The 21994-nt window shown below is 60.5% G+C and carries 17 protein-coding genes and 4 tRNA genes; 2 read left to right on the top strand and 19 right to left on the bottom strand.

From position 1 onward, the window contains the following. Positions 1-34 precede the first annotated feature (34 nt). From ACEN8Z_RS21685 to leuC, 9 genes are all read right to left on the bottom strand, one after another. Positions 35-661, bottom strand: coding sequence for a phosphoribosylanthranilate isomerase (locus ACEN8Z_RS21685; RefSeq protein WP_007997562.1), 627 nt, complete (start codon positions 659-661; stop codon positions 35-37). 63 nt (positions 662-724) lie between these two features. Further along, complete coding sequence (truA, locus tag ACEN8Z_RS21690) at positions 725-1549, bottom strand: tRNA pseudouridine(38-40) synthase TruA (protein WP_033052338.1); 825 nt, start codon at positions 1547-1549, stop codon at positions 725-727. A gap of 272 nt (positions 1550-1821) precedes the next feature. Further along, complete coding sequence (locus ACEN8Z_RS21695) at positions 1822-4440, bottom strand: motility hub landmark protein FimV (protein WP_495595610.1); 2619 nt, start codon at positions 4438-4440, stop codon at positions 1822-1824. Positions 4441-4645: 205 nt separating this feature from the next. Continuing rightward, positions 4646-5656 carry an aspartate-semialdehyde dehydrogenase gene (locus ACEN8Z_RS21700; protein ID WP_495595611.1) on the bottom strand — a complete coding sequence of 337 codons (1011 nt, stop codon included), beginning with the start codon at positions 5654-5656 and terminating at the stop codon, positions 4646-4648. 282 nt (positions 5657-5938) lie between these two features. After that, a complete protein-coding gene (asd, locus tag ACEN8Z_RS21705) occupies positions 5939-7051 on the bottom strand; it encodes an aspartate-semialdehyde dehydrogenase (protein WP_007975660.1) in 1113 nt (370 codons plus the stop codon). A 66-nt stretch (positions 7052-7117) separates the two neighbouring features. Beyond that, positions 7118-8200 (bottom strand): 3-isopropylmalate dehydrogenase, encoded by a 1083-nt coding sequence (gene leuB / locus ACEN8Z_RS21710; RefSeq protein WP_407800100.1) that lies wholly within the window; start codon positions 8198-8200, stop codon positions 7118-7120. Between the two features lie 52 nt (positions 8201-8252). Continuing rightward, positions 8253-9020 (bottom strand): class I SAM-dependent methyltransferase, encoded by a 768-nt coding sequence (locus ACEN8Z_RS21715; RefSeq protein WP_495595612.1) that lies wholly within the window; start codon positions 9018-9020, stop codon positions 8253-8255. A 145-nt stretch (positions 9021-9165) separates the two neighbouring features. Then, positions 9166-9810 (bottom strand): 3-isopropylmalate dehydratase small subunit, encoded by a 645-nt coding sequence (gene leuD / locus ACEN8Z_RS21720; RefSeq protein ID WP_007997549.1) that lies wholly within the window; start codon positions 9808-9810, stop codon positions 9166-9168. A gap of 2 nt (positions 9811-9812) precedes the next feature. Next, positions 9813-11243 (bottom strand): 3-isopropylmalate dehydratase large subunit, encoded by a 1431-nt coding sequence (leuC, locus tag ACEN8Z_RS21725; protein ID WP_007986951.1) that lies wholly within the window; start codon positions 11241-11243, stop codon positions 9813-9815. A gap of 148 nt (positions 11244-11391) precedes the next feature. On the opposite strand from leuC, the gene ACEN8Z_RS21730 reads away from it, so the two are divergent. Together ACEN8Z_RS21730 and ACEN8Z_RS21735 are read left to right on the top strand one after the other, a co-directional pair. Continuing rightward, the gene (locus ACEN8Z_RS21730; protein ID WP_007997545.1) at positions 11392-12282 is read left to right on the top strand and encodes a LysR family transcriptional regulator; all 891 of its coding nucleotides are present in this window, start codon (positions 11392-11394) and stop codon (positions 12280-12282) included. A gap of 67 nt (positions 12283-12349) precedes the next feature. Further along, positions 12350-15628, top strand: coding sequence for a sensor domain-containing protein (locus tag ACEN8Z_RS21735; RefSeq protein ID WP_495595613.1), 3279 nt, complete (start codon positions 12350-12352; stop codon positions 15626-15628). 197 nt (positions 15629-15825) lie between these two features. Here the strand turns inward: ACEN8Z_RS21735 and ACEN8Z_RS21740 are convergent, their stop codons facing one another. From ACEN8Z_RS21740 to gltX, 10 genes are all read right to left on the bottom strand, one after another. Continuing rightward, positions 15826-16272 carry an Hsp20 family protein gene (locus ACEN8Z_RS21740; RefSeq protein ID WP_007986945.1) on the bottom strand — a complete coding sequence of 149 codons (447 nt, stop codon included), beginning with the start codon at positions 16270-16272 and terminating at the stop codon, positions 15826-15828. A 131-nt stretch (positions 16273-16403) separates the two neighbouring features. Beyond that, positions 16404-17363 carry a tRNA dihydrouridine synthase gene (locus ACEN8Z_RS21745; protein WP_495595614.1) on the bottom strand — a complete coding sequence of 320 codons (960 nt, stop codon included), beginning with the start codon at positions 17361-17363 and terminating at the stop codon, positions 16404-16406. A gap of 151 nt (positions 17364-17514) precedes the next feature. Continuing rightward, positions 17515-17964 carry an acyl-CoA thioesterase gene (locus tag ACEN8Z_RS21750; protein ID WP_495595615.1) on the bottom strand — a complete coding sequence of 150 codons (450 nt, stop codon included), beginning with the start codon at positions 17962-17964 and terminating at the stop codon, positions 17515-17517. 48 nt (positions 17965-18012) lie between these two features. Next, positions 18013-18846, bottom strand: a complete 834-nt coding sequence (locus tag ACEN8Z_RS21755; protein WP_495595616.1) for an alpha/beta fold hydrolase — start codon at positions 18844-18846, stop codon at positions 18013-18015. 29 nt (positions 18847-18875) lie between these two features. After that, entirely contained in the window at positions 18876-19415 is a 540-nt protein-coding gene (locus ACEN8Z_RS21760) for a TetR/AcrR family transcriptional regulator (protein ID WP_495595617.1), read from the bottom strand. A gap of 185 nt (positions 19416-19600) precedes the next feature. Beyond that, positions 19601-19676: transfer RNA gene (locus ACEN8Z_RS21765), tRNA-Glu, on the bottom strand. A gap of 80 nt (positions 19677-19756) precedes the next feature. Further along, a tRNA-Ala gene (locus ACEN8Z_RS21770) sits at positions 19757-19832 on the bottom strand. Positions 19833-19885: 53 nt separating this feature from the next. Next, positions 19886-19961, bottom strand: a tRNA-Glu gene (locus ACEN8Z_RS21775). 79 nt (positions 19962-20040) lie between these two features. Continuing rightward, positions 20041-20116: transfer RNA gene (locus ACEN8Z_RS21780), tRNA-Ala, on the bottom strand. Between the two features lie 295 nt (positions 20117-20411). Then, on the bottom strand, positions 20412-21893 hold the full coding sequence (gene gltX / locus ACEN8Z_RS21785) for a glutamate--tRNA ligase (RefSeq protein ID WP_007997532.1): 1482 nt from the start codon (positions 21891-21893) through the stop codon (positions 20412-20414). Positions 21894-21994 lie beyond the last annotated feature (101 nt).

The following is a 21994-nucleotide window of genomic DNA, read 5'->3' on the forward strand; positions in this document are numbered from 1 at the left end:
TGCAGTGGACGGCGGCAGTCTGCCAGCCGTCACATCAACAGGTGCTACCGCGTACCGCTTTGATAAATGCCTGAATCTTTGCGTGATCCTTGATGCCCTTGCTCGCCTCTACCCCGCCGCTGACATCCACGGCATAAGGCCGAACGCGCGCAATCGCTTCGGCGACGTTATCCGGCGTCAGACCGCCCGCCAGAATGATCGGCTTGCTCAAGCCTTGCGGTATCAGTGACCAGTCAAACGCCTCGCCGGTTCCTCCGGGTACCCCTTCGACATAGGTATCGAGCAGGATTGCGCTGGCGCTGGCATAAGCATCGCAGGCCGCGGCGATGTCATCACCCGCCTTGACCCGCAGCGCCTTGATGTACGGACGGTGCCAACCCTCGCAATCCGCCACGCTTTCATCACCGTGAAATTGCAGCAAGTCCAGGGGCACCGCATCGAGAAGCTCGCCCAATTCGCAACGGCTCGCATTGACGAACAAACCCACGGTGGTCACGAACGGCGGCAGCGCCTTGATAATCGAGCGCGCCTGCTGGAACGTCACCGCACGGGGGCTTTTGGCATAAAACACGAACCCGATGGCATCCGCCCCGGCCTCGACGGCTGCCAACGCATCCTCTATGCGGGTAATCCCACAGATCTTGCTGCGAACGGCTGACATGTCGATACAACTCCAAGACAAATCCGGGAAAGTCCCGGATGGTAACAAAAGCGTTCGAGGGCGTCAGCCGTCAAGTTCCGAGAAGCCGGTCAGGAAGTGTGGGCCGATGTATCGCTCGGGCAATTCGAACTCGTCACGGTACTCGACCTGCACCAGATACAACCCGAATGGATGCGCCGTCACGCCACCGGACCGCCGGATCCGGCTCTCCAGCACCTCTTTCATCCACTCCACCGGTCGCTCACCGGCGCCAATCGTCATCAGCACACCGGCAATGTTGCGCACCATGTGATGCAGGAAGGCGCTGGCGCGAATATCCAGCACGATCATCTTGCCGTGACGGGTGACGCGCAGGTGGTGCAGCTCCTTGATCGGCGACTTGGCCTGGCACTGGCCAGCGCGGAAAGCACTGAAATCATGGGTACCCAGCAGATATTGAGCGGCCTCGGCCATGCGCTCGACGTCCAGCGGGCGGTGGTTCCAGGTCACTTCTTCGTTCAGGTGCGCCGGGCGGATCTGATCGTTGTAGATCACGTAGCGATAACGCCGGGCAATGGCCTTGAATCGTGCATGGAAATGCGCCGGCATGACCTTGGCCCAACTGACACTGACGTCGTGGGGCAAGTTGATGTTGGCACCCATGGTCCAGGCCTTCATCGAACGCTCGACCTGGGTGTCGAAATGCACCACCTGTCCGCAGGCATGCACCCCGGCGTCGGTACGCCCTGCGCACATCAGCGAAACGGGTGAGTCAGCGACTTTGGACAAGGCGTTTTCGAGGGTTTCCTGCACGGTGAGCACCCCGGACGCCTGGCGCTGCCAGCCGCGGTAGCGCGAGCCTTTGTATTCGACGCCCAGCGCGATCCGGAAAAAGCCGTCGGCTGCCATTTCGGCGGCCGGGTTATCTATATTTGCCAAGGAGGGACAGCCTGATGATGTACCAAAGGCGGGCATTATAAGGCCGCCGGGCGGGGAAGCCAGAGAGATTCCCTTTGACTGTTCCGGCTTCTTCGCGGGCAAGCCCGCTCCCACAGGTACAGTGTGATCCTGTGGGAGCGAGCTTGCTCGCGAAGAGGCCTCAGCAAACGACATCAATTCATCGGCCAAACAAAAACGGCAGCCTCACCGGGCTGCCGTTCTGTTTACAACCTGCCAGGCACTCAAGCCAGGCGCGAAAGCATTTCCCTGGCTTCGCTCTTCTGCTCGGCACTGCCTTCGCTTACCACCTCATTGAGGATGTCACGGGCGCCATCGCTGTCTCCCATGTCGATATAGGCCTGAGCCAGATCGAGCTTGGTAGCGGCTTCGTCAGTACCCGAGAGGAAGTCGAAGTCATCATCGTCACCCAGTGCAGCATCAGCCTCGGTAAAGGTCGGCTCGCCGATGCTGTTGGACAAGCTCTCCAGCTCGGCGTTGACGTCATCCAGCTCTGCCGCGAACGCATCCGGCGCATCCATTTCGTCGGCCAGCGACAGATCGAAATCGGCCGGCAATTCCAGATCATCCAGTGCAACCTCAGGAACAGCCGGGGTTTCGGCAACTGGAAAATCCTTCACTCCCTCATCCAGATCCAGAAGGAAATCGTCTTCAGCCAGCATCGCCGGCGACGGCTGCGCACCGAGATCCAAGTCAAGATCGAAGTCCGACAGGTCGTCGAGGTTTTCCTTGATTTCAGTCTGCTGCTGCAACACCGACTCAAAACTCAGGTCGTCATCCTGCGGGAACTCTCCCAGATCCGGCAACGCCGCCACTTCAGGCTCCGGTGCTGGTGCAGGTGCAGGCGCCACAGGCGTAATCGTGTCCAGATCATCCAGGCTCAGGTCGAAGGCGCTGTCGAGGTCATCCTCGAACGGCGCTGGCTCTGGCGCCAGTGCTTGCGGCTCATCGAGCAACAGGTCCTTGACGTATTGCGCGTCCAGTTCGGCAGCAACGGCGGCTGCGGCGATACCACCGGCAGCCACCAGCGCCATGGCCGGGAAGCGGCTTTTGAGTTTTTCAACCTGGGCGTAGTTGTCGCCATTGGCCACCAACTGACGCTCCTGGCCGACGAACGCATCGCGATCGCCTTGCTGGCCGTAGACTTCCATCAGTTTCAAGCGCAAGTCGCTGCGCTGAGGCTCTTGCTTGACGCCGTCCTCCAGCAACGCGGCAGCCTGATTCAGGCGACCGGCATTGATGTGCGATTGAGCCTGGCCCAGCACGTCGTCGGAGTACTCGGCAGCCGGCGCCACCAATGGCGCGGCGATCGGCGTGGTCATCACGACCGGAGCAATTACCGGCGCTGGCGCGGGAGCTGGCGTCGGTGCAGTCGCCAGCTTCACGCCTGGCGACGGAACTTCAAGGCCTTCGAAGCTGCTTTCCGGCAAGTCGAAATCGGCCGAGAACGGCTGTTCTTCGGCCAAGGCACGGGCCATGCGCAGATGCTTTTCGGCTTCTTGCTGGGCTTTGCGGCGGCGCGCCAGCAACAGCAGCAGGAGCAGCAGAATCACCGCACCGCCACCTACCAGGCCCAGCAGCACCGGATTGGTCAGCAACTCATTGAATTTCTGATCGTCGGATGTGCCCGGGGTCGCCTCAACGGGCTTCTCGGCCGGCGCCGGAGTTGCCTCGGGCGCTGTGGCCGCTGGCGCAGTTTCAGCCGGAGCAGGCGCTACCGCCGGATTGGGGGCCAGCTCGGCCGACATTGCCGGAGCCGTTGCGGCGTCTGGTGCGCCATTCGCGCCCTCGGCCTGCAACTTGGCCAGTTGATTGTTCTTCAACTCGATCAGGCGTTGCAGCTTGTCCACCTGGCTTTGCAGGTCGGCCATGCGGCTTTTCAGTTCGGCGTTGTCACGACGACTGGTGTCGAGGCTTTCCTGGGTCACCGCCAGCTTGTTGCTGAGGGCCCTGGCATCTCCGGCAGCCCCTTTGCCACGGTTCTTGCCGGACTCGGCAGACACCAGGCTCAACTTGTCGGTGGCCGCTTGAGCCGGAGCACCATCGGTGCGAGCGCGATTGGTGGCGTCAAGCTGTTGCTGCCCTGCTCCGGGTTTCGCCACATAACGGCGACCCTGGCGCCAGGCCGAGTTCTGTGCGGCCACTTCGGCAATGGCCTTGGATTGCGCCAGGCTCGTGCTCTGTGCCTGGTCCGGCAGGCGCAGCACCTGGCCGGTTTTCAAACGGTTGATGTTGCCGTCGATGAAGGCATCCGGGTTCAGCGCCTGAATGGCCAGCATGGTTTGCTGGATCGAACCGCCATTACGCGCTTTCGCGGCGATTTCCCACAGGGTATCGCGCCGCGTGGTGGTGTATTGGGACGGTTTGGTCGCGCCGGTGACCGGTGCGGCGACGGATGAAGTCGGTGCGGGTTGCGCAGCCGCCTCGGCGGCTTGCGGCGAGAATTTCGATGGATCGAGCAGCACACTGTAGTCGCGCAGCAAACGGCCGTTCGGCCACATGACCTGAACCAGGAACTTCACCATGGGTTCGGAGAGTGGCTTGCTGGAGGTCACGCGCAGGATGCTTTTGCCGCTGGCGTTCAGCACCGGGGTGAAGGTCAAGTCATTGAGAAACGCCTGGCGGTCGACACCGGCCTTGGCGAAATCGTCAGGCGAAGCCAGGCTCGGCACCACTTCGGCGGCGGTGAGATCCTTGACATCGAGCAGCTCGATTTCCGCAACCAGCGGCTGGTTGAGCGTCGATTTCAGGGTCAACTCCCCGAGCCCGAGGGCATGCGCCATACCGGAGGACAGCGCCGAGGCGGCCGCTATTGCTAACACCAGTTTGCGAACTTGAACCATTAGCTCATCCTTAGTTTGAACATTCCTCGGCCAGCGAGAAGGTATTGATAGCCGCTGCCGTAAGGCATTGCGCGCAACGGCGAGGGTCGTCGCGCGCGGTCATTTCATTGATGCCCCGGAAAGCCCTGCAGGGTGGCTCGCCTTCAGCACTCCGGCAAGCATAGGCTCGCGCGGAATCATTCGACAAATTGTTGCAAAGTATCTTTTACAGCAGGTCTTTAATCAACAACTCAGCCAGCTGCACAGCGTTCAGCGCGGCGCCTTTGCGTACGTTATCTGATGTCAGCCACAGATTAAGTTCCGTCAGGTCGTCGATACCGGTGCGCACCCGACCGACGTAGACCACATCCTGCCCTACCGCATCGCCCACCGGGGTCGGGTAATCGCCGGCTTCCACCAGTTCGATGCCGGGTGCGTCTTCCAGGGCCGCATTGATTTTCGCCAGATCGATTTCACTCGCGGACTGCAGGGTCACGCTATAGCTATCGCCAAAAAACACCGGGGCTTGAATGCAAGTGACGGAAATCTTCAATGAAGGCCGTGCCATGACCTGGCGCAGCTCACGCACCAGGCGTTTTTCCAGCAGCGTATGACCTTGCTCATCCGGTTTGCCGACCTGGGCCAAAAGGTTGAAGGCCATCTGCCGATCAAAGAATTTCGGCTCCAGCGGTCGCACATTCAGCAGTTCGGCGGTTTGCCGGGCGAGTTCACTCACGGCTTCGCGGCCCTGGGCCGATACCGCCAGGCTGGCGGTCAGGCTGACGCGCTGCAAATCGAGCAAATCCATCAGCGGCGCGAGCACCACCGCCAGCGTGGTGGCCGACGGGCTTGGACTGCTGACCTGAAACGGTTTTTTCAAGCCGGCCAACACCTGCGCGTTGGCCTCAGGCACGACCTGCGGCGCCTTTTCGGCCGGCAAGGCCCCAGAAAGATCGATCACCGAGCAACCGGCATCGGTCGCACGGGAAGCAAAACTCAACGAAACCGCCGGGCCGGCCGCGAAAAACCCAAGCTGCACCTTGCTGAAGTCGAACTCATCGACTTCCCGCACCCGCACATTCTTGCCGCGAAACAGTACTGAGCTGCCGGCCGACTCGCTGCTGGCCAGCAGGTGCAGATTGCCGACCGGGAAGTCGCGCTCTTCAAGAATCTGCACGAGTGTTTCGCCGACAGTACCGGTGGCGCCGATCACGGCAATATCAATGGTCTGGCTCATGGTTTTACCTCTGGCGAAACGGGGGGAGCGGCACTTTACCGGGTGGGTGGGATACAGGCAATTCTGCCGGATATTTACGCTGGCTGTACCGGCCCCTTCGCGGGCAAGCCCGCTCCCACAGTGTTCGGTGTCGAGCACAAGGTTTGTGTACACCACTGAAACCTGTGGGAGCGGGCTTGCCCGCGAAGAGGCCGGTATGGGCAACCAATAAACTTCAGACTGTCAGGGATAAAAAAACCCGCACCTCTTTCAAGGCGCGGGTTCTTTCATTGCTTCAGTCGATCAACGCTCGAGCAGGATCCGCAGCATGCGACGCAGCGGCTCGGCCGCGCCCCACAGCAGCTGGTCGCCGACGGTGAATGCGCCAACGAACTGCGAACCCATGTTCAGCTTGCGCAGACGGCCAACCGGGATGTTCAGGGTGCCGGTGACCTTGTTCGGGCTCAGCTCCTGAATGCTGGTCTCACGGCTATTCGGTACCAGCTTGACCCAAGGGTTGTGCTGGCTGATCAGCCCTTCGATATCGGCGATCGGCACGTCTTTGTTCAGCTTGATGGTCAGCGCCTGGCTGTGGCAGCGCATGGCGCCGATGCGCACGCAGATGCCATCGACCGGGATCGGGCTCTTGAAGCGACCGAGGATCTTGTTGGTCTCGGCCTGGGCCTTCCACTCTTCGCGGCTCTGGCCGTTCGGCAGTTCCTTGTCGATCCACGGGATCAGGCTGCCGGCCAGCGGTACGCCAAAGTTTTCGGTCGGGTACGCATCGCTGCGCATGGCTTCGGCCACACGACGGTCGATGTCGAGGATCGCGCTGGCCGGATCGGCCAGTTGATCGGCGACAGCGGCGTGGGTCGCGCCCATCTGCTTGATCAGTTCACGCATGTTCTGCGCGCCGGCACCGGAGGCCGCCTGATAGGTCATGGCGCTCATCCACTCCACCAGGCCGGCTTCAAACAGGCCACCGAGGCCCATCAGCATCAGGCTGACGGTGCAGTTGCCGCCGATGTAGTTCTTGGTGCCCGCGTCCAGTTGCTGGTCGATGACCTTGCGGTTCACCGGGTCCAGAACGATCACCGCGTCATCCTGCATGCGCAGGCTGGAAGCGGCATCGATCCAGTAACCCTGCCAGCCGGCTTCGCGCAGCTTGGGGAAGACTTCGCTGGTGTAGTCGCCACCCTGGCAGGTCAGAATCACGTCGAGGGTTTTCAGCTCTTCAATGCTGTAAGCGTCCTTGAGCGGAGCAATGTCCTTGCCCACGGACGGGCCTTGGCCACCGACATTGGAAGTGGTGAAAAACACCGGCTCGATAAGATCGAAATCCTGCTCTTCCAGCATCCGCTGCATGAGCACGGAACCGACCATACCGCGCCAACCGATCAGACCTACACGTTTCATCGCAACTACACCTTCTTGAAATGTGGGCCGCTGCCTTTTCTTGAATTTGGCAGCGGGCCCGAGAGATTACAGATTCCGCAGCGCGGCGACTACTGCGTCACCCATTTCCTGCGTACCGACTTTAGTGCAACCGGCCGACCAGATGTCACCGGTACGCAAGCCCTGATCCAGCACCAGGCTGACGGCTTTCTCGATGGCATCGGCCGCGGCCTGCTGGTTGAAGCTGTAACGCAGCATCATCGACACCGACAAAATGGTCGCCAGCGGGTTGGCGATGCCCTTGCCCGCGATGTCCGGCGCCGAACCGTGGCACGGCTCGTACATGCCTTTGTTGTTGGTGTCCAGGGACGCCGACGGCAGCATGCCAATGGAACCGGTGAGCATCGACGCCTGGTCGGACAGGATGTCGCCGAACATGTTGTCGGTGACGATCACGTCGAACTGCTTCGGTGCGCGCACCAGTTGCATGGCGGCGTTGTCGACGTACATGTGGCTCAGTTCGACTTCAGGATAATCCTTGGCCACCTGCTCGACCACTTCGCGCCACAGCTGGCTGGAAGCCAGTACGTTGGCCTTGTCCACCGAGCACAGCTTCTTGCCGCGCACCATGGCCATGTCGAAACCGACGCGGGCGATACGACGGATTTCGCTTTCGCTGTACGGCAGGGTGTCGTAGGACTGACGCTCGCCGTTTTCCAGGGTACGGGTACCGCGTGGTGCGCCGAAGTAGATGCCGCCGGTCAGTTCGCGAACGATCAGGATGTCCAGCCCGGCAACGATTTCCGGCTTCAGGCTGGAAGCCTCGGCCAGTTGCGGGTACAGGATCGCCGGACGCAGGTTGCCGAACAGGCCCAGTTGCGCACGGATTTTCAGCAGGCCGCGCTCAGGACGGATGTCACGCTCGATGGTGTCCCATTTCGGGCCGCCCACGGCGCCCAGCAGCACGGCATCGGCTGCGCGCGCACGCTCCAGGGTTTCATCGGCCAAAGGCACGCCGTGCTTGTCGATGGCGGCGCCACCGATCACGTCGTGGCTCAGCTCGAAGCCCAGAGAGAACTTGTCACTGGCCAGCTCCAGCACCTTGACCGCTTCGGCCATGATTTCCGGGCCAATACCATCACCTGGGAGAATCAGAATCTGCTTGCTCATGCTTTCCTCATGTCATCAGTCGGTGCGCCCTCAGGCGCTCCCGGAAAAATTCCTAGCGTTCGGCCATCAGTACCAGCACATCGGTACTGAATGAACCATCGGCTTCAATCTCGAAATATTCGCGTACTTCGTTGCCCATCGACTGCTGCAACTCGCGGATCGCCGCGCGCATCACTTGCGGTGTGCGCATGCGCTCGACCCAGCTGTTGTACTCCAGGCGCAAGCGCTGACGGGTGGTACTGCGCGTATGCAGCCCTGCCTCGCTGACCTGGCGCAACCACTCGCCGGCGGAATAATCGCGCACATGGCTGGTGTCACGCAGCACTTCGACGCTTTGCAGGTAAGTGTCGAACAGCGGGCTGCCCGGTGACAACACGTCGACGAATGCCGCCACACCGCCCGGCTTCAGGACTCGACGCACTTCCCGCAGGGCCACGCCCAAATCGCTCCAATGGTGCGCCGAATAACGGCTGAAGACGAAATCAAACTCGCCATCGGCGAACGGCAGGCGCTCGGCGGCGCCGTTGACCGTGGACACATTGCTCAAGCCGCGATCAACCGCAGCACTGGCGACCACGTCGAGCATCTGCTGCGACAGGTCGTAAGCCACCACCTCTTTCACCAACGAGGCTACGTGAAAGCTCACGTGGCCTGCGCCGCAACCGAGGTCCAGCACCCGGGCATCGCCCTGCCCCGCCAGTTCAGCCTGTAGCAGTGCGAATTCAGTGCCTTGAGCGTGAACGGCGCTGCTCAGGTAGGCCGCGGCCTGTTCGCCGAATTGCTTCTGGACTACCTGGGTGTGCTGGGCGGTGCTGGTCATGCGGACTTCCTTTTTGGGGGTGAGTCTTGGGGTGTCTGTTCTGGCCTCATCGCGAGCAAGCTCGCTCCCACAGGTTTTGTGAACGCCGCAAATCCAATGTGGGAGCGAGCTTGCTCGCGATGGCGTCATTACGCCTTACGCAATATCAAGCGTCGCGAAACAACCAAGGCTGGCTAGCACGGTGTTTGGCCTCAAACGCCGCAATCGCATCGCCGTCCTGCAACGTCAGGCCGATATCGTCCAGACCGTTCAACAGGCAATGCTTGCGAAACGCATCAATCTCAAAGCTCAACACCTTGCCATCCGGACGGGTCACGGTCTGGGCTTGCAGATCGACCTGCAACTGGTAGCCCGGATTGGCCTCGACCTGCTGGAACAGTTCGTCGACTTCGGCATCGCTCAGGATGATCGGCAGCAAGCCATTCTTGAAGCTGTTGTTGAAGAAGATGTCGGCATAGCTCGGCGCGATGATGCTGCGGAAACCGTATTCCTCCAGCGCCCAAGGCGCGTGCTCACGGCTGGAGCCGCAACCGAAGTTCTCGCGGGCCAGCAACACGCTGGCGCCTTGATAACGCTCGGCGTTGAGCACGAAGTCCTTGTTCAGCGGGCGCCTGGAGTTGTCCTGATAGGGCTGGCCCACATCCAGGTAACGCCATTCATCGAACAGGTTCGGGCCGAAACCGGTGCGCTTGATCGACTTCAGGAATTGCTTGGGAATGATCTGGTCGGTGTCGACGTTGGCACGATCCAAAGGTGCGACAAGTCCAGTGTGCCGGGTAAATGCTCTCATGATTACTGTGCTCCCTGGATCATTTCACGGACGTCGACGAAACGACCGTTCACAGCGGCTGCGGCGGCCATGGCCGGGCTGACGAGGTGGGTACGGCCACCGGCGCCCTGACGGCCTTCGAAGTTGCGATTGGAGGTCGATGCGCAATGCTCGCCGGACTCCAGGCGGTCCGGGTTCATCGCCAGGCACATCGAGCAACCCGGCTCACGCCATTCGAAACCGGCTTCGAGGAAAATCTTGTCCAGGCCTTCCGATTCGGCCTGCGCCTTCACCAGACCCGAGCCTGGCACCACGATGGCCTGCTTGATGGTCGAGGCCACTTTGCGGCCCTTGGCGATCACGGCCGCAGCACGCAGGTCTTCGATCCGCGAGTTGGTGCAGGAACCGATGAACACGCGGTCGAGCTGAATGTCGGTAATCGCCTGATTAGCGGTCAAACCCATGTATTTCAAGGCACGGACGATGGAGTCGCGCTTGACCAGGTCCATTTCCTTCGCAGGATCCGGCACGTTCTGATCGACCGCCAACACCATTTCCGGCGAGGTGCCCCAGCTGACTTGCGGCTTGATCTGGGTCGCGTCCAGCTCGACAACCGTGTCGAACACGGCATCGGCGTCGGACACCAGGTCTTTCCAGGCTTCGACGGCCAGATCCCATTCCGCGCCTTTCGGAGCGAATGGACGGCCCTTGACGTAAGCCACGGTCTTTTCGTCAGCCGCCACCAGACCTACGCGAGCGCCGGCCTCGATGGACATGTTGCAGATGGTCATGCGGCCTTCGACGGACAGGTCGCGAATCGCGCTACCGGCGAATTCGATGGCGTGGCCATTACCGCCGGCGGTGCCGATCTTGCCGATCACGGCGAGGACGATGTCCTTGGCGGTCACGCCGAACGGCAATTGGCCTTCGACGCGTACCAGCATGTTTTTCATTTTCTTGGCGACCAGGCACTGGGTGGCGAGCACATGCTCGACCTCGGAAGTGCCGATACCGTGCGCCAATGCGCCGAATGCGCCGTGGGTCGAGGTATGGGAGTCGCCGCAGACCACGGTCATGCCCGGCAAGGTGGCGCCCTGCTCCGGGCCGATGACGTGGACGATGCCTTGGCGAACGTCATTCATCTTGAACTCGACGATGCCGTATTCATCGCAATTGTCGTCCAGGGTCTGGACTTGCAGGCGCGAAACCTGGTCAACGATAGCGTCGATGCCGCCCTTGCGCTCCGGCGTGGTCGGTACGTTGTGGTCCGGGGTCGCGATGTTGGCATCGATGCGCCACGGCTTGCGCCCGGCCAGACGCAGGCCTTCGAAGGCTTGCGGCGAGGTCACTTCGTGGATGATGTGACGATCGATGTAGATCAGCGCAGAGCCATCGTCGCGCTGCTTGACCAAATGCGAATCCCAGAGCTTGTCGTAGAGCGTTTTGCCGGCCATCAGACGGTTTCCTCATCAGCTTGTTTCTATGCCCCGGGCCTTGATTGACTCAATAACCCCTTGGCTTGTGAGGCTGATCCTATGGGGTTACATTAAATAACTCAAATTCATATTTTTTATGCTTTGGATAACCAACTGGAATGCAGCCATGGACCTCGCCAACCTCAATGCTTTTATTGCCATTGCCGAGACAGGAAGTTTCTCTGGTGCAGGTGAACGACTGCACCTGACCCAACCGGCCATCAGCAAACGCATCGCCGGGCTGGAGCAGCAATTGAAGGTGCGGCTGTTTGATCGCCTGGGCCGGGAAGTCGGCCTGACCGAGGCCGGACGCGCCCTGCTGCCGCGGGCCTATCAGATTCTGAATGTGCTGGATGATACGCGCCGCGCCTTGACCAACCTCACAGGCGAAGTGACCGGCCGTCTGACTCTGGCGACCAGTCACCACATCGGCCTGCACCGCTTGCCACCCTTGTTAAGGGAATTCACCCGGCGTTACCCACAAGTAGCGCTGGATATCCAATTCCTCGATTCGGAAGTGGCCTACGAGGAAATTCTCCATGGCCGTGCCGAACTGGCGGTCATCACCCTCGCACCGGAACCCCATGCGCTGGTCAAGGCCACTCCGGTGTGGGACGACCCGCTGGATTTTGTGGTCGCCCCAGAGCATTCACTGCTCAACAACGGCAAAGTCAGCCTGTCGGACATCGCCCGACACCCGGCAGTATTCCCCGGCGGCAACACTTTTACCCACCACATCGTGCAGCGGCTGTTCGAGGCCCAGGGCCTGACGCCAAACATTGCCATGAGCACCAACTACCTGGAAACCATCAAGATGATGGTCTCGATCGGCCTGGCCTGGAGTGTTTTGCCGCGCACCATGCTCGATGACCAAGTGGCACGCATACCTTTACCGGGCATACAGCTCACTCGCCAGCTAGGCTATATCCTGCACACGGAAAGGACGCTGTCGAATGCTGCGCGGGCCTTCATGGCCTTACTGGACGCTCAACTCGATCTGCCAGGGACTCAAGGCTGACTTGTGCTACTCCTGTAAAGCCGCGAATTCCTGCAATAAACGCTCAAACTCAGCCTAAGGCTTACCAATGCCGAAATCTGTTGACCGTATTCCGCCGATGCCACGTATTCAGGCGATTGACCCAAAAAGCTCCGAGCAGAGCTGGGAAAGTGCACCGCAATTGCTGGCCGCACTCAACGGCGCGCGCCTGGGCGCCTGGTATTGGGACATCGAGCGCGGGCAGATCAGCTGGTCCCGGGGCACGCAGGCGCTGTTCGGCTTCGATCCCCGGCAACCGCTGCCACAGGATCTGGAATACCTCGACCTGCTGCCCCCGGAAGATCGCGCCAAGGCCGTTCGCGCGTTTCACGCGGTCATCGCAGGCGCGCCACTGGAGCAAGCGATGCATCACCGCATCCGCTGGCCCGATGGCAGCCTGCACTGGCTGGAAATCAACGGCAGCCTGTTGCCGGACAAGCACGGCAGGCCACGGATGATCGGTGTAATCCGCGAGATTACCCACCAGCGTCAGCGCGAACAGGCGCTGAGCAGCTCGGAAAAACGCTTCGCCACCCTGTTTCACCTGTGCCCGAACATGGTCCTGCTGACCCGCCAGGAAGACGGCCTGATCTCCGAAGCCAACCAGTATTTCGAAAGCCTGTTCGGTTGGCCGGTGCAAAACGCGATCGGCCGCACCACGCTTGAACTGGGACTTTGGGTGCATCCCGAGCAACGGGCCGAACTGGTCAAGGCCACCAAAGCCAAAGGCGACCTGGTCAGCATGGAAGTGCAGTTTCGCGCCAGCAATGGCCAGATCCATGACGGCATTCTCAGTGCGCAAAAAGTCGAGCTCGAAGGTCAGCCCTATCTACTGAGCACGTTTCTTGACACCACCGAACGCAAAATCGCCGAACATGCCCTCAAGGACAGCCAGGAACGCCTCGACCTGGCCCTGGATTCGGCACAACTCGGTACCTGGGACTGGCACATTCCCAGCGGCATGCTCTACGGATCGGCACGGGCCGCCCAACTGCACGGCCTGGACGCCAAACCCTTTCACGAATCCTTCGACGAGTTCTTCGAAGGCGTGCCCGGCGAAGAACGTGACACCATGCGCGACGCTTACCGCAGCCTGCGTGAAGGTCCGGCCGGCAACTATCAATTGACCTATCGCGTGCAATTGCCCGATGGCAGCTCACGTTACCTGGAAAGCCGCGCCCGCCTCTACCGCGATGAAAACGGCGTGCCGGTGCGCATGGCCGGCACATTGCTCGACATCACAGACCAGGTAGAGCGCGAACAACGGCTGGTGGCCTCCGAAGAAAAATTCGCCACGCTGTTCCAGGTCAGCCCCGATCCGATCTGCGTCACCCACCAGGACAGCGGCCAGTTCATTGAAATCAACTCCAGCTTCACCCAGACCTTCGGCTGGAGTACCGCCGATGTGATCGGCCGCAGCGCCGACGAAATCGGCCTGTGGGACGCTTCGGCGAAAAGCCTGCGACGGATCGAACAAGTGATTCGCGAGCAAGGCCTGAACAACGTGGCCATTCTGGTCCAGCACAAGGACGGACAGGTCCTGACGTGCGTGATTTCCAGCCGCCAGATCAGCGTCGGCGACCAGCCCTGCATCGTCACCACCCTGCGCGACATCACCCAGCAACAGCGCTCGGAAGCGGCGCTCAAGGCCAGTGAAGAGAAATTCGCCAAGGCCTTCCACTCCAGCCCCGACGCCATCACCATCACCGAGCGCGACACCGGACGCTATCTGGAGGTCAACGACGGTTTCTGCCGCCTGACCGGTTATCGCGCCGAGGAAGTAGTGGGCCGCACGGTGTATCAGGTGGGTATTTGGGCGGAAGAAAAACAACGCTCGGCGCTGCTGGCCGAATTGCAGATCAAGGGTCGGGTTCATCATCAGGAAATGCTCGGGCGCAACAAGCGCGGCGAACTGCTCACCGTCGAAGTCTCGGTGGAGCCGATCACCCTCAACGAAACCGCCTGCCTGCTGCTGACCGCGCGAGACGTCAGCCAGCTGAAAAACGCCGAAGCGCAGATCCGCCACCTGGCCTACCACGACCCACTGACCAACCTGCCCAACCGCGCATTGCTGATGGATCGGCTCAGCCAGCAAATTGCCCTGCTCAAACGCCACAATTTACGTGGTGCGCTAATGTTTCTCGACCTCGACCACTTCAAGCACATCAACGACTCCCTCGGGCACCCGGTGGGCGATACCGTGCTGAAAATCATCACCGCGCGCCTGGAGGCCAGCGTGCGCATGGAGGACACCGTTGCGCGCCTGGGCGGTGACGAATTCGTGGTGCTGCTCAGCGGTCTCGAAGGCTCGCGCAGCGAGGTCAGCGATCAGGTTCGCGAACTGGCCGACACCATCCGCGAGCTGCTGTCCGAACCGATGTTCCTCGACGGCCAGCGCCTGCAAGTGACGCCAAGCATCGGCATTGCGCTGATCCCCGATCACGGTTCGACCCCGACCGACCTGCTCAAGCGCGCCGACATCGCGCTCTATCGCGCCAAGGACTCGGGCCGCAATACCGCGCAGATGTACCACAACACCATGCAGAAGGCTGCGAGCGAACGCCTGCGCATGGAAACCGACTTGCGTCTGGCGCTTTCCCGGGGTGAATTTCACGTGCATTACCAACCCCAGGTCGACGCCAGGGGCGACCGCATTGTCGGCGCCGAGGCCCTGGTGCGCTGGAATCATCCGCAGCTCGGCGCGCAGTCACCCACCGAGTTCATCAAGGTGCTGGAAGACAGCGGACTGATTCTGGAGGTCGGCACCTGGATCCTCGACGAAGCCTGCCAGGCATTCAAGCAATTGATCGACGACGGCCTGGTGAATCCGTACAAATTCAGCTTGTGCGTGAACATCAGCCCGCGCCAGTTCCGCCAGAATGACTTCGTCGAGCGCGTCGAAAACAGCCTGTCCAGCTATGGCCTGCCCTGCTCACTGTTGAAGCTGGAAATCACCGAAGGCATCGTCATCCAGAACCTGGAAGACACCATCAGCAAAATGCGCCGCCTGAAAAAACTCGGAGTGAGCTTCGCCATGGACGACTTCGGTACCGGCTATTCCTCGCTGACCTACCTCAAGCGCTTGCCGGTCGATACCCTGAAAATCGACAAGTCGTTCATCCGCGACGCCACCAGCGACCCGAACGACGCCGAAATCATCCGCGCCATCGTCGCCATGGCCCACAGCCTGGACTTGAAGGTGATTGCCGAAGGGGTGGAAACAGCGGAGCAACTGGAGTTCTTGCAGGGGTTGGAGTGTCACTTCTACCAAGGGTATCTGCACAGTCAGCCGTTGCCGGTGGAAGAGTTTCAAAAACTCCTGAAATAACCCACCCCTGTAGCAGCTGGCGAAGCCTGCGTTCGGCTGCGAAGCAGTCGTCAAGCCAGACTCCGCGGTGTTTCAGGAGCATTTGGCACACAGTTTTTACGACTGCTTCGCAGCCGGACGCAGGCTTCGCCAGCTGCTACAGGGCATGCGTAAAATAAAAAAGGGCGCTGCAAGGGCGCCCTTTTCGTTGCTCTGGCTTAGTGTTGCAGAGCCGGTTTCTGCGTCCCGTTGATCGGGATGCGCTTGGCTTTCGCCTCTTCCGGAATCACCCGCAGCAGGTCGATACTCAACAGACCGTTGCTCAGGCCGGCAGCCTTGATTTCGATGTGGTCCGCCAGACGGAAGGACAGTTTGAAGGCACGTTGCGCAATGCCCTGATACAGATAAGTGACGTCTTCGTTCGCGTCGCGTTTACCGCCACTGATGGTCAGCACACCTTTCTCGACTTCGAGCTCCAGGTCTTCTTCCTGGAAACCAGCCGCTGCGATGACAATACGGTACTGGTCATCGCCGTGTTTTTCCACGTTATAGGGTGGATAGCTGCTGCCTGGCTCGTTGCGCAGGGCGGTCTCGAACAGGTCGTTGAAACGGTCGAAACCTACCGAGGAACGGAACAGTGGGGCCAGGGAAAATGTAGTAGCCATGATTCAAATCTCCTGAAAACAATCAGCAAGGTTTTTTGTCTCCGCGACCCGAATTCGGCATCGCGTAATCCTTAGATAGGGACCGCTGATTGAATTTCAAGAGATTATTTTCTGTTTTTTAAAAAAGAGTTTCAGGCCGCTTCTGCCACCGGCAGACCCAGCAAACGCGAGACGTTATCCAGCTCGGTCTCACGGCGCAGCACGGTAAACAGCTCCACCGCCTCGGGATAATTGCGGGTCAGCATCGCCAGCCATTGTTTCAGGCGACCCGGCGACTGACGTGGCGTCATCTGTGCCTTGGCTTGCAACCAGAAGTCCTGGATCAGCGGCAGCAGCTCGTTCCAGGTCATCTCCACGACCTCTTCACCGGCCCGCGCCGCGGCGATCTGCCGGGCCAGATCCGGACGCGAAACCAGGCCACGACCGAGCATGATGTCTTCCACACCACTGATCTCGCGGCAACGACGCCAGTCCTCGACACTCCAGATATCACCATTGGCGAACACCGGCACCTTGACCACGTCCTGTACGCGCGGGATCCACTCCCAGTGCGCCGGCGGCTTGTAGCCGTCGACCTTGGTCCGCGCATGCACCACGATATGTTCCGCGCCGCCTTCGGCCAGGGCCGTGGCACACTCCAGCGAACCGTCCGGGCTGTCGAAGCCCAGGCGCATCTTGGCGGTGACCGGAATGTGTGCAGGGACGGCACGACGGACGTGCTCGACGATCTGGTTGAGTAGCTCGGGCTCCTTGAGCAGTATCGCGCCACCACGGGACTTGTTGACAGTCTTGGCCGGGCAGCCGAAGTTCAGGTCAATCACTTCGGAACCCAGCTCGCAAGCCAGCGCGGCATTTTCTGCCAGGCACACCGGATCGGAACCGAGCAATTGCACACGCAGCGGCACACCGGAGGCCGTCCGGGCACCGTTGAGCAACTCCGGGCCGAACTTGTGGAAATAGGCAGGTGTCAGCAACTGGTCGTTGACCCGAATGAACTCGGTCACGCACCAGTCAATACCGCCCACGCGGGTCAGCACATCGCGCAGGATGTCGTCGACCAACCCCTCCATGGGCGCCAAAGCAATTTGCATGAAAAACACACTCAAGGAAAAACGTGCGGCAGTTTACTGGGTTTCGGAGAAAATCTGCAGAACATCGCGACCACCTGTGGGAGCGGGCTTGCTCGCGAAAGCGGTGTGTCAGACACGACGCCTTCGCGAGCAAGCCCGCTCCCACAGGAAGTCAGGGTTGTACCAACTCCTGCACCTGGATCGCCGGGCCATAGCCCTCGATGAACTCCGCCGGCATGCGCCTGGGCTTGCCCGTGGACAGTTCGATGCAGACGAAAGTGGTCTGCGCCCGCAGCAACGTCGAATTATCGCTGGGGCGCCTCAACTGGAAGTGCCGGGTCATTTTCAGGCGCTGGTCCCAATCGACGATCCAGGTCGCCAATTGCAGCTCATCGCCCTCATAGGCTGCCGCCAGGTAATCGATCTCGTGGCGCACCACCGCCATCGCCCGGTCCAGCCTCCGATATTCGACCAGATCCAGGCCAAGACGCTGGGAGTGACGCCAGGCACAGCGTTCGAGCCAGGTCACGTAGACCGCGTTGTTCGCGTGCCCCAACCCGTCAATGTCCTCGGCGTCCACTTGTAGATCAATGATAAATGGCGTTTCCCGATCCCAGCCCATGCCCCACTCCCGGTCATATAGATTCGACCGGGGCAGTGTAACGGATGCTCAAGCCGATTGGCGCGATTGCAGTCGGCGACCGGCCAGTAGTGATAACACACCGTCAATCACCCGAGGGTCAGCCAGCACCCGCTGATGCCCACCCTCCTGCAGGCGCAGCAAACGACTGTCGAACCAGGCTTCGTGGATCAGCTGGGATTCCTTCACAGAGACAAGGTTGTCGTCTTCAGCGTGGACAATCAGGCCGGGCATGTCGAGTTGATAGTGCGCGACATCCAGCGTTGCGGCTCGCATGCCGACGTCTTGCTCGACCTGGCGAATGAACGCCGAGCGGGCCTTCGGTGGCAGCCCGACATAACGGGCGAAACCACGCAACACGCCGAGAATCCGCGCCGGTGCGGCAATGGTGACCAGAGTTTCGGTGCGCAAGCCCAACTGGACCGCGAGCATGGCACTGGCGCCGCCCATGGAGTGGCCGATAACCGCTTGCAGGGGTGGCAGTTCGGAAGCCGCTTCAAGCATGGCGCGAGCGAACAGCACCACATTCGCTTCACTGCCCGGTGAGCGACCGTGGGCCGGACCATCCAGGGCCACGACCGAGTAACCGGCATCGACCAACGCCGTGATCAGGCTGGCAAACTGCGTTGGCCGCCCTTCCCAGCCGTGCATCAGCATCACAGCCGGGCCTTGCCCCCAGCGCAGGGCCGAAAGGCCAAACCGCAGGGTAATACGCTCGGATCTCTCCAACAGCGGCAGCTCCCAGTCACGGGGTGGCAGATCCCGCGGTGTCATGAAGGCCAGTCGCATTTTGCTAGCGACCAGTTTCGGGGCAAACCAGCCCAAGGTGCCATTAACGCCACGAACCCACTTTAACGCGCTCATCGCATTCTCCTCAGGCCGCAGCCTTCAGGTCAACGCACTGCCGATTTGGCGGCGCGCAGTAATCGATCGGACAACTCTCCCGGCCCCAGCGCCCGCGCCAGAGCCAGCCCACCCACCATCAAGGCCATATCGGCCAGGGCTTTTTCGGTGTCTTCAGGACTGGCCGCCAACTGCGCGACCATCAATTCCACATGCTCATTCAGAGCGACACGAAACGCTTCCGGCAGCCGCCCCAATTCGCCGACCGATGCCGGGATCGGACAGGCCGACTCGGAGGAATCACGGTGCTTGCGCGACAGGTAAAACGCTGCCACCAGAGAGCGACGCTCTTCGCCGGTCAACTGCGCGTCCATGTCGGCAATCAGGTCGCGGCGATGACCGAGCAATTGCTTGAACGCCTCGAGCATCATCGCGTCCTTGCTTTCGAAGTGTGCATAGAAGCCGCCGACGGTCAGGCCCGCCGCGCCCATCACTTCGCCCACACTGGGCTCGGCCGGGCCACGCTGAATCAGCGCTGCGCTGGCAGCCTTGAGGATGCGTTCGCGGGTTTGAGCTTTTTTATCGTTCATCGTCGCCTCCGAATATTACGACTGAAATATTATTCTCATAATAAATTTTAGCAAGTCATGAGTGTGACCGCTGGTCTGAAGAACAGTTTTTTTGGAAAAGGAGGAGTTTGGCCAAACGCCAGACAAACAAAAGGGCCATTCAATAATTGAATGACCCTTATAAAATCCCGCAGAGCGGGTAATCGTGGCGTCCCCTAGGGGACTCGAACCCCTGTTACCGCCGTGAAAGGGCGGTGTCCTAGGCCACTAGACGAAGGGGACACAAACCCTTCTATACAACTGATCAGTGCTGAGAGCTGATCGATTCAAGGCCGGTGTGGCCAGACCTTGAACTGTAAAATTGGTGGAGCTAAGCGGGATCGAACCGCTGACCTCCTGCATGCCATGCAGGCGCTCTCCCAGCTGAGCTATAGCCCCGGATTTTTCGCCTCGCGGCGGAGCGACATCTTGCAACATCGCTTCTGTAAAACTGGCGTCCCCTAGGGGACTCGAACCCCTGTTACCGCCGTGAAAGGGCGGTGTCCTAGGCCACTAGACGAAGGGGACGCAAACCCTTCTATACAACAGATCAACGCTGAGTGTTGATCGCTTCAAGGCCGGTGTGGCCAGGCCTTGAAGTGTAAATTGGTGGAGCTAGACGGGATCGAACCGTCGACCTCTTGCATGCCATGCAAGCGCTCTCCCAGCTGAGCTATAGCCCCTCATCGTTGATGTCATCGCTGAGGACGGGGCGAATCTTAAGGGTGTATCGAAAGCCTGTCAAACTTATTTTTCAAAAAATTTAAAATTTTTTGCCGACATAACAATCACTTACCGCCCTCCCCCCGTAAATCCTGTGCATATTCGCCCCTGTAGCAACTGCCGCAGGCTGCGTTCGAGCGCGCAGCGCTCGTGATTCGGACCCTCCGTCCTTTCAGACAGATTGCGTCAAGGCCATCGGGGCCGCTTCGCAGCCCAACGCAGCCTGCGGCAGCTGCTACAGGGTAACGGTGGGAATCAGGCGATAGCGCCCAACAGCTTTTCCCACTCTTTGTTTTCTTTCTTCGACACACCGCCCAACAGGTCGATGGCCTGGCGCAGACGGAAACGGGTCAGGTCCGGCCCGAGAATTTCCATCGCATCAAGCACCGACACCGAACTGGCCTGCCCAGTGATCGCGGCGAACATCAGCGGCATCGCATCACGCAGCTTCAGCTCAAGGGATTCGACCACCGCCTGGATGGTCGCGGTGATGCTGTCCTTCTCCCATTGGCGCAGGCTTTCGAGCTTCCACAGGATCAACTGCATCAGTTGACGAACCTGATCGCCCGAGAGCTTCTTGGATTCGAACAACTTGGCATCCGGGTTCACGCCACCGGCAAAGAAGAACCCGGCCAGCGGTGCAACCTGGCTGAAGGTTTCGACCCGGCCCTGCACGTGCGGAGCGATCTTCATCATGTATTCGGAATTGAACGCCCACTTCTGCACGCGCGCGGCGAACTCTTCCACCGGCAGGTCACGCAGCCATTGACCGTTGAGCCACGACAGCTTCTCGATGTCGAAGATCGGCCCGCCGAGGGACACGCGCTTCAAGTCGAAGTTGTCGACCATCTCCTGCAACGAGAACTTCTCGCGCTCGTCCGGCATCGACCAGCCCATGCGCCCCAGGTAGTTGAGCATTGCTTCAGGCATGAAGCCCATGCGCTCGTAGAACGTCACCGACGTCGGGTTCTTGCGCTTGGACAGCTTGCTCTTGTCCGGGTTACGCAGCAGCGGCATGTAGCACAGTTCCGGTTGCTCCCAGCCGAAGTACTCGTACAGCAGGATCAGCTTCGGTGCCGATGGCAGCCATTCTTCGCCGCGCAGTACGTGGGTGATACCCATCAGGTGATCGTCGACCACGTTGGCCAGGAAGTACGTCGGCAGACCGTCGGTCTTCATCAGGACTTGCATGTCCATGCGGTCCCACGGGATTTCAACGTCGCCACGCAGCATGTCCGGCACCACGCAGACGCCTTCGCTCGGTACTTTCATGCGGATAACGTGCGGCTCGCCGGCCGCCAGGCGGCGGGCAACTTCTTCCTTGGACAGCAGCAGCGCGCGGCCGTCGTAACGCGGGGTTTCGCCGCGAGCCATCTGCTCGGCGCGCATCTGGTCCAGCTCCTCGGCGGTGCAGAAGCACGGGAAAGCGTGACCGAGCTCCACAAGCTGCTGGCAATACTTCTGGTAGATATCGCCACGCTCGCTTTGACGGTATGGGCCGTGCGGGCCGCCGACGTCCGGGCCTTCGCTCCAGTCGATCCCCAGCCAGCGCAAGGCGTCGAAAATCTGCTGTTCGGACTCGCGGGTCGAACGCAGCTGGTCGGTGTCTTCGATCCGCAGGATGAACTCACCGCCGTGCTGCTTGGCAAAGCAGTAGTTGAACAAGGCGATGTAGGCGGTACCTACGTGGGGATCCCCGGTAGGCGATGGCGCGATGCGAGTGCGGACGGTGGTCATGGCATGTCTCGAAAAGATAAAAAGCGAAGTTCAAAGCGAACTTCAAACAAGAGCCGAATGGTAACAGGCGACACAGGCCACGCTCCAGTGAACAGGGCATT

This window comes from Pseudomonas sp. Pseusp10, from assembly GCF_059492225.1.